General features: G+C 57.1%; 9 protein-coding genes. 5 read left to right on the plus strand and 4 right to left on the minus strand.

Features of this window, described 5'->3' with window-relative positions:
* Positions 1–71: 71 nt before the first annotated feature.
* The 4 genes from yjfF to ytfQ are packed head-to-tail and all read right to left on the minus strand — an operon-like array spanning position 72 to position 4591.
* Positions 72–1055 (minus strand): galactofuranose ABC transporter, permease protein YjfF, encoded by a 984-nt coding sequence (gene yjfF, locus EPE01S_RS04565; protein WP_062743409.1) that lies wholly within the window; start codon positions 1053–1055, stop codon positions 72–74.
* Positions 1048–2067 (minus strand): galactofuranose ABC transporter, ATP-binding protein YtfT, encoded by a 1020-nt coding sequence (ytfT, locus tag EPE01S_RS04570; RefSeq protein ID WP_062743410.1) that lies wholly within the window; start codon positions 2065–2067, stop codon positions 1048–1050. Before ytfT ends, yjfF begins: the two co-directional genes overlap by 8 nt.
* Entirely contained in the window at positions 2060–3583 is a 1524-nt protein-coding gene (gene ytfR, locus EPE01S_RS04575; protein WP_062743411.1) for a galactofuranose ABC transporter, ATP-binding protein YtfR, read from the minus strand. Before ytfR ends, ytfT begins: the two co-directional genes overlap by 8 nt.
* 51 nt (positions 3584–3634) lie before the next feature.
* Positions 3635–4591: a galactofuranose ABC transporter, galactofuranose-binding protein YtfQ gene (gene ytfQ / locus EPE01S_RS04580; protein WP_062743412.1), complete on the minus strand. Its 957-nt coding sequence runs from the start codon at positions 4589–4591 to the stop codon at positions 3635–3637.
* A 581-nt stretch (positions 4592–5172) separates the two neighbouring features.
* Here ytfQ and ydgT point away from each other — a divergent pair.
* The 5 genes from ydgT to rsxC all read left to right on the plus strand — a co-directional run.
* Positions 5173–5388 (plus strand): transcription modulator YdgT, encoded by a 216-nt coding sequence (ydgT, locus tag EPE01S_RS04585; protein ID WP_062743413.1) that lies wholly within the window; start codon positions 5173–5175, stop codon positions 5386–5388.
* 78 nt (positions 5389–5466) lie between these two features.
* Positions 5467–5943 (plus strand): DUF2569 domain-containing protein, encoded by a 477-nt coding sequence (locus EPE01S_RS04590; RefSeq protein WP_062743414.1) that lies wholly within the window; start codon positions 5467–5469, stop codon positions 5941–5943.
* A gap of 125 nt (positions 5944–6068) precedes the next feature.
* On the plus strand, positions 6069–6650 hold the full coding sequence (gene rsxA, locus EPE01S_RS04595; protein ID WP_062743415.1) for an electron transport complex subunit RsxA: 582 nt from the start codon (positions 6069–6071) through the stop codon (positions 6648–6650).
* Positions 6650–7225 (plus strand): electron transport complex subunit RsxB, encoded by a 576-nt coding sequence (gene rsxB / locus EPE01S_RS04600; RefSeq protein ID WP_062743416.1) that lies wholly within the window; start codon positions 6650–6652, stop codon positions 7223–7225. The genes rsxA and rsxB overlap by 1 nt, the downstream gene beginning before the upstream one ends.
* A partial coding sequence (gene rsxC / locus EPE01S_RS04605) for an electron transport complex subunit RsxC (RefSeq protein ID WP_062743417.1) occupies positions 7218–9020 on the plus strand: 1803 nt, incomplete at its 3' end. The genes rsxB and rsxC, both read left to right, overlap by 8 nt.

A 9020-nucleotide genomic window follows, 5' to 3' on the forward strand; every position in this document is an offset into this window, starting at 1 on the left:
CGGGCAACGGTTGCGCCGCCGCCGGGGGAACGGAGCGAGCCGGCCCCAAGGCCGGCTCGCTCCGTCTGACATCAGACCAGCCGCTTGACCGGCGCATTTTGCTGGCGATCCCACATCACCGTCAGCAGGCGCTGCAGCGCAATAAACGCAAACAGCAGCACGCCAATGGCAATTTTGGTCCACCAGGAACTCAGGGTGCCGTCAAAGTTAATCCACGTCTGGATCAGCCCCTGAATCAGCACACCGAACAGCGTACCCAGTACGGTGCCGACCCCGCCAGACAACAGCGTACCGCCGATCACCACCGAGGCGATGGCATCCAGCTCCACGCCCATTCCTGCCAGCGCATAGCCTGCAGAGGTGTAGATGGAGAACACAATACCGGCCAGCGTCGCCAGCCCTGAAGAGAGCATATAGATACGCACCGTGGTACTGCGGGTGGAGATGCCCATCAGGCGGGCAGAGGTCGCATTCCCACCGATGGCATACACCTGATTACCAAAACGGCTGCGGTGCGCCAGTAAAATGCCCAGTGCCACGACCGCCAGCATAATCACCGCCAGCAGACTCAGCCGCCCGCCGCCGGGAATTTTCCACGCCATCGATGACAGCGTGGCATACAGCGGGTGGTCGATAGGTAAGGAGCTTTCCGCTACCAGATAACTGCAGCCGCGCAGGAAGAACATACCGGCCAGGGTAATAATAAATGCCGGGATCTTCAGCGCATCGATCAGCCAGCCCATAAAGGCCCCGAACGCCGTGCCCAGGGTCATCACCAGGGCAAATGCCAGCCAGGGGTCAACGTGGAAGTCGCCAATCAGACGCGCCAGAAACACCCCGGTAAAGGCAATGACCGCGCCCACCGACAGATCGATGCCGCCGGAGAGGATCACAAAGGTCATCCCGACGGCGATAATGCCCAGAAAGGCATTATCCGTCAGAATATTGGCAATCACCCGCGTGGATGCAAAGCCAGGATACTGGCTGAGGCAGAACAGATAACCTGCGACAAACACCAGCAGGGTGATCATTAACGGCAGATGGCGTTTAATCACGGCGATGCCCTCGTTTGAACAGTTGAATAAAGCGTGGAGACTGCAGCAACAGAACCAGCATCACGACCACCGCCTTCACCACCTGATTCAGTTCGGGGGGGAAACCGGAGAGTAAAATCCCGGTGTTCATAGCCTGGATAATCAGCGCGCCGATCAACGACAGCATCAGGTTAAAACGCCCCCCCATCAGCGACGCCCCGCCGATAACCACGGCAAGGATGGCATCCAGCTCCAGCCACAGCCCGGCATTGTTGGCGTCAGCACCGCGAATATCTGCAGCGACGATCAGCCCGGCCACTGCCGCGCACAGTCCGCTTAATACGTACGTGCTCATCACCACCAGCCAGCCATTGACGCCCGCATTGCGTGCTGCGCGCAGGTTGATGCCGACCGCCTCGATAAACATGCCCAGCGCGGTTTTACGCGTCAGCAGCCACACCAGCAGTGCCAGCGCGAGGGTGATCCATACCGGTACTGGCAACAGCAGGAGCGTCCCGCTGCCCAGACGTGCCAGGGCATCGCTGTCGAAGGTGACAATCTGCCCCTGAGTAATCAGCTGCGCAATACCGCGCCCCGCCACCATCAGGATCAGCGTGGCCACAAAGGGCTGGATTTTCAGCAGTGCCACCAGCACGCCGTTCCACAGCCCGCAGAGGATGCCGCTACCGAGCGTCACCAGGATGATCACCGGCAGGCTGTGCCCGGCAACGGTCAGGGTGGCGGCAGTCGCCCCGGCAATGGCCATCACCGCCCCTACCGACAGGTCAATCCCCCCGGTGGCAATCACCAGCGTCATACCAATCGCCAGAATCGCCACCGGGGCCGCGCGGTTCAGAATATCAATCGGGCTACCGAACAGACGTCCATCCTGCAAGTGGATGGCAAAGAAGTTATTCGCCACCAGGCTGTCAATCAGCAGCACCAGCAGCAGTGCGCCAATCTGCGGTAAACCGGGCGGTAGTTTTCGTTTTAACATCGGTGATTTCCCCGCCATCAGATGCGATTCAGGCATGTTGTTCTCCCCCTGCGGCTATCGCATTCACGATCGCCGCGACGGAGAGCTGTTCCAGTGGTATTTCAGCCACCTGCTGCCGATCGCGCAGGATCACCACGCGATCTGCATAGCCGACCAGTTCCTCCAGCTCTGAGGAGATCACCAGCAGTGCCAGACCGTCGGCGCACAGGGTTTCAATCAGGCGGATGATCTCGGCGTGGGCCCCGACGTCGATACCGCGTGTCGGCTCATCCAGGATCAGGAACTGGGGCTTTGTCACCAGCCAGCGCGACAGCAGGACTTTTTGCTGATTGCCGCCGGAAAGGAGTTCCACCGGCTGTTCTGCATCCGGGGTACGGATGCCGAGGCTTTTGATAAAGCGATCTGCCACCTGCTGCTGTTCTCGCTTCGGGATCGGACGCAGCCAGCCGCGCTGGGCCTGCAACGCCAGAATGATATTTTCCCGCACGGAAGCGGCACCGATAATACCGTCCGTTTTACGATCTTCCGGACAGAAGCCCATCCCCAGCCGCGAGGCCTGGGCAGGTGAGCGAATGGTCTGAGGCTTTCCCTTGATGAAGGCACGGCCGCTGTCGGCCCGTTTAATGCCAAACAGCAGTTCTGCGGTCTCCGTACGCCCGGAACCCAGCAGGCCCGCCAGTCCGACGGCCTCACCGGGGCGCACACTGAGGCTGAAGGGTTCAATCGTCCCTTTCTTGCCATAGTCTTTAAATTCCACCACCGGCTGATGGCTTTTCAACGTGCTGCCCGCGCGTTGCAGTGCGGTTTCCAGCAGTTCACGTCCCAGCATCAGTTTAATCAGTTCGATCTGTGGCAGGGTTTGCGTGTCGCGCGTGGCGATAAACTGCCCGTTGCGCAGCACGGTAATGCGGTCCGTCACGCGGTAAACCTGGTCGAGGAAGTGAGTGACAAAAATCAGCCCCATGCCTTTGGCCTTCAGCTGTTCCATCAGCGTGAACAGCATGGTGACTTCGCTGGCATCGAGACTGGCGGTCGGTTCGTCAAGGATCAGTACTTTTGCCGACAGATCGACCGCCCGGCAGATAGCAATGATTTGCTGCATGGCCACCGAGTACTGTCCCAGTGGTCGGGTGACATCCATTTCAAAACCGTAATCTGCCAGCAGTTTTACCGCCCGCTTATTCAGAGTCTTACGATCAATCAGGCCAAAACGCTTAGGCTCACGGCCAATAAACAGATTGTCAGCAACAGACATATTCGGCAGCAGATTCACTTCCTGATACACCGTGCCAATGCCCAGCTGCTGCGCCTCGGCCGTATTGCGCGGATGAATATTCTGTCCGCCGAGCATCAGGGTACCGCCATCACGCTGATAAACGCCGGTCAGCACCTTGATCAGCGTGGATTTCCCCGCCCCGTTCTCCCCAAGTAATGCCATTATTTCGCCAGCGCGCAGGTCAAACGAGACATTGTCCAGCGCCCGGACGCCGGGAAAGGATTTGCTGACGTTGCTGATGGTCAGCAACGCAGGCGTAGAGGTTTCGATGGTCATACGCGTGCCTCAGACAAATAGGTAACCGCCCCGGGCGGGGCGGCGCGGGGATCAGTAACCCATTCCTTTTTTGGTATCTAGCTGCGCCTGCGCATCGGCTGGCAGGAACAGTCGGGTTTCCGTTTTGATAATTTTTGGCGGCATGGTGCCGTCTTTTTTCAGTTTTTCCAGTGCATCAAACGCCGGGCCAGCCATATTTGGCGTCAGTTCCACGTTGGCGTTAGCTTCTCCGGCCAGCATTGCTTTATAGATATCCGGCACGCCATCAATGGATCCGGTTAAAATATCTTTACCCGGTTTAAGTCCGGCCTCTTTTATCGCCTGAATAGCCCCGATCGCCATATCATCGTTATGTGCGTAAACCATACAAATATTCTTGCCGTTGTTTTCCGCCTTAATAAAACTTTCCATCACTTCTTTACCCTTGCTGCGGGTAAAGTCACCGGACTGTGAGCGAATGACTTTAATATTGGGTGTATTGGCAATGGCTTCCGCAAACCCTTTTTTACGATCGATAGCCACACTGGCCCCGACGGTTCCCTGCAGTTCCACCACGTTACAGGGTTTGCCGGCCTGATGTTTCACCAGCCAGTCGCCAATAAGCTTGCCTTCATAGACGTTATCCGCTGTCACCACGGCCTGGTAGAGGGATTTGTCTTTGACCACGATGGCGCGATCCAGCAGGAAGACCGGAATTTTGGCGTCTTTAGCTTCAGAGAGCACCGGTTCCCACCCTGTCTGAACGACAGGTGCGATGAATATCGCATCGACCCCTTGCGCGATAAACGAGCGCACTGCTTTGATTTGGTTCTCTTGTTTTTGCTGGCCGTCCGCGATTTTCAGCGTAATACCCCGTTTCTGAGCTTCACTTTTTGCCACGCTGGTTTCTGCTGCGCGCCAGCCTGATTCCGAGCCAACCTGTGAGAATCCGACGGTCATTGATTCGGCCAGCGCAGGTGCAGACAGGCTGGCTCCGATAAGGGTGGATAAGAGTAAACGCTTCCACATGATCATTTTTCCTCTGATGGGATTTTATCGTATAGGGTTAAGAGCCACATAAGCCTGGCCTATTCGCAGGAAAACATTTACGACAATGCTCACAAAATTCAATAATTCAAAGAGGTTACGCTACCCTCACAGGCTGTGAGCACAATTGGTGATATGGAAAAAACGCGTATTTACAGTAAAAACCAGGTTAAATAAGTGTAATAAACATAAGCGTTTGCGGCAGAACCATTTGGAAGCGATTACAGCACTGCGTGAAGTTCTGTCGTCGGGACTGGATAGGTAACCGGCCAGGGAAAACTACGAATATGTGATCTATCGCACATTCTAAAATGTCGCGACCTGTCGCGCTCCCTTAAGCTTAAGGGAGTAATACCTTTTAGAATCATCTGAACCCTGCAGAATAGAAAGCGGGCAAAGCGAGTGCGCATTCTGCGTCGGGTTGCCGGCAGCAATCAGTGTTTATCTCTGCCGCTAACTCATGCTGAATTTTCTTATTTTTACAGGACGGGATGAAAACAAAGTGGCATCTTTTACCCTGCATCATATACTGCCTGCTCTTTATTTCTAACTGGATGGCTGCAATGACCGTTCAAGACTATTTGTTAAAATTTCGTAAAGTTAATTCGCTGGAAAGTCTGGAAAAACTTTTTGACCATTTGAATTATTCTCTCACCAGTGATGCTGACATTATCCTGATGTACCGGGCAGCCGATCATCGTCGTGCTGAACTTGCCTCTGGCGGCCGCCTGTTCGATCTGGGTTGCGTGCCCAAAACCGTCTGGCACTTCGTGGTCTGATCTTAAGCGTCATCGCCCTGATGACCTGCAGTGTGATAATCCGTATACTCCTCTCCCTCATGCGTGTGGCCCCGTGCGATGCGCCTTGCCCTTTCGGTTGAAAAAGGACACTTCGTGCCTGTTGATTCTAAACCACGTATCGCCGGCTGGCTGCTGGTCCCGCTGGCCTGGCTGATTATTGCCTTACTGGCGTCGGCACTGGTCATGACGATGTATATCGGCGCACTGGCCGGACCGGCCATCCGAAATATATCCTGGCACTCCCCGGAGCCTGCGCTGCTGCAGTGGGGGGCGTCTTTGCTCACGTCCGCGATCATGCTGGTCTATACGGCGTGGATAACCTGGCTTTTCTGCCAGCGCTCAAGGCGTCTGCCGCGGCATTATCTCATCTGGCTGTTGCTGAATGTCGTCCTGGCGCTGAAGGCCTTTGTCTTCTCTCCGGTGGCCGATCAGCTGGCGATGCGCAATTTGCTGTTCGCGCTGCTGGCCGCCAGCGTTCTGGTGCCCTATTTCAAGCGTTCTCAGCGGGTTAAAAACACCTTTGTCGCGCCCTGATGTTGAAAAAAGCGTCAAAAATTTAATCGTGAGTGCGCTATTAAAAAACCGCTAAGACTGGGCGGTTGTGGTCAGGGCTGCAATGCCGGATAATAGACCGCTTTCACTATTTTTCAGGCGTATCAATGACCGAATACCTGCTTCTTTTTATTGGCACCGTGCTGGTGAATAACTTCGTATTAGTGAAGTTTCTCGGCCTGTGTCCCTTTATGGGCGTTTCCAAAAAACTGGAAACGGCAATTGGCATGGGACTCGCCACGACGTTTGTCATTACGCTCGCCTCTATCTGTGCGTGGCTGGTTAACCATCTGATCCTGCTGCCGCTGGATCTGGTTTACCTGCGCACCATGGCCTATATCCTGGTGATCGCCGTCGTCGTGCAGTTCACCGAGATGGTCGTGCGAAAAACCAGCCCCGACCTCTATCGCCTGCTGGGCATCTTCCTGCCGCTGATCACCACCAACTGTGCGGTGCTCGGCGTGCCGCTGTTAAGTGTCAATCTTAACCATACGTTCCTGCAGGCCGCCCTTTACGGTTTCAGTGCGTCACTCGGTTTTTCGCTGGTGATGGTGCTGTTTGCCGGTATTCGCGAACGTCTGGTGCTGGCCGATGTTCCCGCGCCGTTTAAAGGGTCGTCGATTGCCCTGGTGACTGCAGGTCTGATGGCACTGGCCTTTATGGGCTTTACCGGACTGGTCAAGTTCTGATGAGTGCGATCTGGATTGCCGTTGCCGTATTAAGCGCGCTCAGCCTGATTTTTGGTGGCCTGCTGGGCTATGCCTCCCGCCGTTTCAAGGTGGAAGAAGATCCGATTGTTGAGCAGATTGACGCCATACTGCCGCAGAGCCAGTGCGGCCAGTGCGGCTATCCCGGCTGCCGCCCCTATGCAGATGCCGTGGGTAACAATGGCGAGATGATCAATAAATGCGCCCCCGGCGGAGAGCAGACCATGCTCAAACTGGCGGCATTGCTCAACGTCGATCCCCAGCCGCTGGGCGACGAAATGCCGGGCGAACCCGAGCGTAAGGTGGCCTGGATTGATGAAGCCAACTGTATTGGCTGCACCAAATGCATTCAGGCCTGCCCGGTCGATGCTATCGTCGGGGCCACGCGCGCGATGCATACGGTATTAAGCGATGTCTGCACCGGCTGCGATCTGTGCGTTGCCCCCTGCCCGACCGACTGCATTGAGATGCGTCCGGTTGCTCCCACAACTGCCAACTGGAAATGGGACCTGAACACCATTCCGGTGCGGGTCATTCCTGTAGATAGCCATGTTTAACCTGCTTAATTTCTTAAAAAAAGACCGCCTCTGGGATTTTAAAGGGGGGATCCACCCGCCGGAAATGAAAACCCAGTCAAACGGTACGCCGCTGCGCGAACTGCCGCTGCCGGCACAGTTTATTCTGCCCCTGAAGCAGCATATCGGCCCGGAAGGCGAACTGGCCGTGCGCCCGGGAGATCGCGTTCTGCGTGGTCAGGCGCTGACCTTTGGCAGCGGCAGGATGCTGCCGATCCACGCGCCCACCTCCGGTACGGTAACGAAAATCGCACCACATATGACGGCTCACCCGTCGGCACTGGCCGAGATGTGCCTGTTTATGACGCCGGACGGAGAGGATCGCTGGGTTGAGAAGCGTCCACTCAGTGATTATCGCAGCGTTGAGCGCAGCGAGCTGGTGGAGAAGGTTCATCAGGCCGGCGTCGCGGGCCTGGGCGGGGCCGGTTTCCCGACCGCCACCAAGCTGAAGGGCGGCCTGCGCGGCGTGAATACACTGATTATCAATGCAGCTGAGTGTGAACCCTACATCACGGCCGATGACCGACTGATGCAGGACTGCGCCCGGGAAGTGCTGGAAGGCAGCCGCATTCTGGCATTTATTCTGCAGGCAGAGCAGGTGCTCATTGGTATCGAAGACAACAAACCTCAGGCGATTGCCGCGCTGAAACAGGCGCTGGGCAGCGATACTGACCTGCAGATCCGCGTCATCCCGACCAAATACCCGTCGGGCGGGGCCAAACAGCTGACCAAAATTCTCACCGGTAAGGAAGTGCCACACGGCGGTCGCTCAACCGATATCGGCGTGCTGATGCAGAACGTCGGCACGGCATTTGCCGTTAAGCGTGCGGTGATTGACGGCGAAGCGCTGACCGAACGCGTGGTCACGCTGACCGGCGGTGCCGTGGCGCGCCCCGGAAACGTCTGGGCACGCCTGGGTACGCCGATCAGCCATCTGCTGCAGCAGGCAGAGTTCAGCCCCGGCGCTGAACAGATGGTGGTGATGGGCGGGCCACTCATGGGCTTTACTCTGCCGACGCTGGATGTGCCGGTAGTGAAAATCACCAACTGTATTCTGGCCCCCGCCGCCAGTGAAATGGGCCAGGACGAACCTGAACAGAACTGCATTCGCTGCAGTGCCTGCGCGGATGCCTGTCCGGCCGCCCTGCTTCCTCAGCAGCTTTACTGGTACAGTCGCGGAGGCGATCACGAGAAAGCGCGTGAACATAATATTGCCGACTGCATTGAGTGCGGTGCCTGTGCCTATGTCTGTCCGAGTAATATCCCGCTGGTGCAGTACTACCGCCAGGAGAAAGCAGAGATTCAGGCCATCGATCTGGAGGCGGAACGCACCGCACTGGCTAAAGCGCGTTTTGAAGCGCGCCAGCTGCGCCTTGAGCGCGAAAAAGCGGCGCGCGATGCCAGACATCAGCAGGCTAAACGCAGCGTTGCTGCCAGCGATGCTGATGCGATTGCCGCTGCACGTGAAAGGGTAAAAGCGAAGCAGGCGGATCCGTCCGCCGCAGAAACCGCCGATCGCGCTGTCAGACAGGCGGAGCGTGAAGCCCGTCGGGCGGAAGCGCGCGTGCATCAGGCCGAGCAGCAGGCGGTGAATGAACCGGTGACCCGACAGGCCACCGACCCGCGTCAGGCGGCGGTTGAAGCCGCTATCGCCCGTGCCAAAGTGAAGAAAGCCGCACAGGCCAGCGCCAGTGCACCGGACGAAACCAACGCGTCGCCTGCTGAACCGCCGGTCGACGTCCGCAAGGCCGCGGTAGAAGCCGCCATCGCCCGTGCC

It is taken from the genome of Erwinia persicina NBRC 102418 (assembly GCF_001571305.1).
Classification (GTDB): Bacteria; Pseudomonadota; Gammaproteobacteria; order Enterobacterales; family Enterobacteriaceae; genus Erwinia; species Erwinia persicina.

Coding starts and splice junctions, on each gene's coding strand:
- rsxB (WP_062743416.1), top strand. CDS start 6,650: ATGAGTGCGATCTGGATTGCCGTTGCCGTATTAAGCGCGCTCAGCCTG.
- ydgT (WP_062743413.1), top strand. CDS start 5,173: ATGACCGTTCAAGACTATTTGTTAAAATTTCGTAAAGTTAATTCGCTG.
- ytfQ (WP_062743412.1), bottom strand. CDS start 4,591: ATGTGGAAGCGTTTACTCTTATCCACCCTTATCGGAGCCAGCCTGTCT.
- ytfR (WP_062743411.1), bottom strand. CDS start 3,583: ATGACCATCGAAACCTCTACGCCTGCGTTGCTGACCATCAGCAACGTC.
- rsxA (WP_062743415.1), top strand. CDS start 6,069: ATGACCGAATACCTGCTTCTTTTTATTGGCACCGTGCTGGTGAATAAC.
- ytfT (WP_062743410.1), bottom strand. CDS start 2,067: ATGCCTGAATCGCATCTGATGGCGGGGAAATCACCGATGTTAAAACGA.
- EPE01S_RS04590 (WP_062743414.1), top strand. CDS start 5,467: ATGCGCCTTGCCCTTTCGGTTGAAAAAGGACACTTCGTGCCTGTTGAT.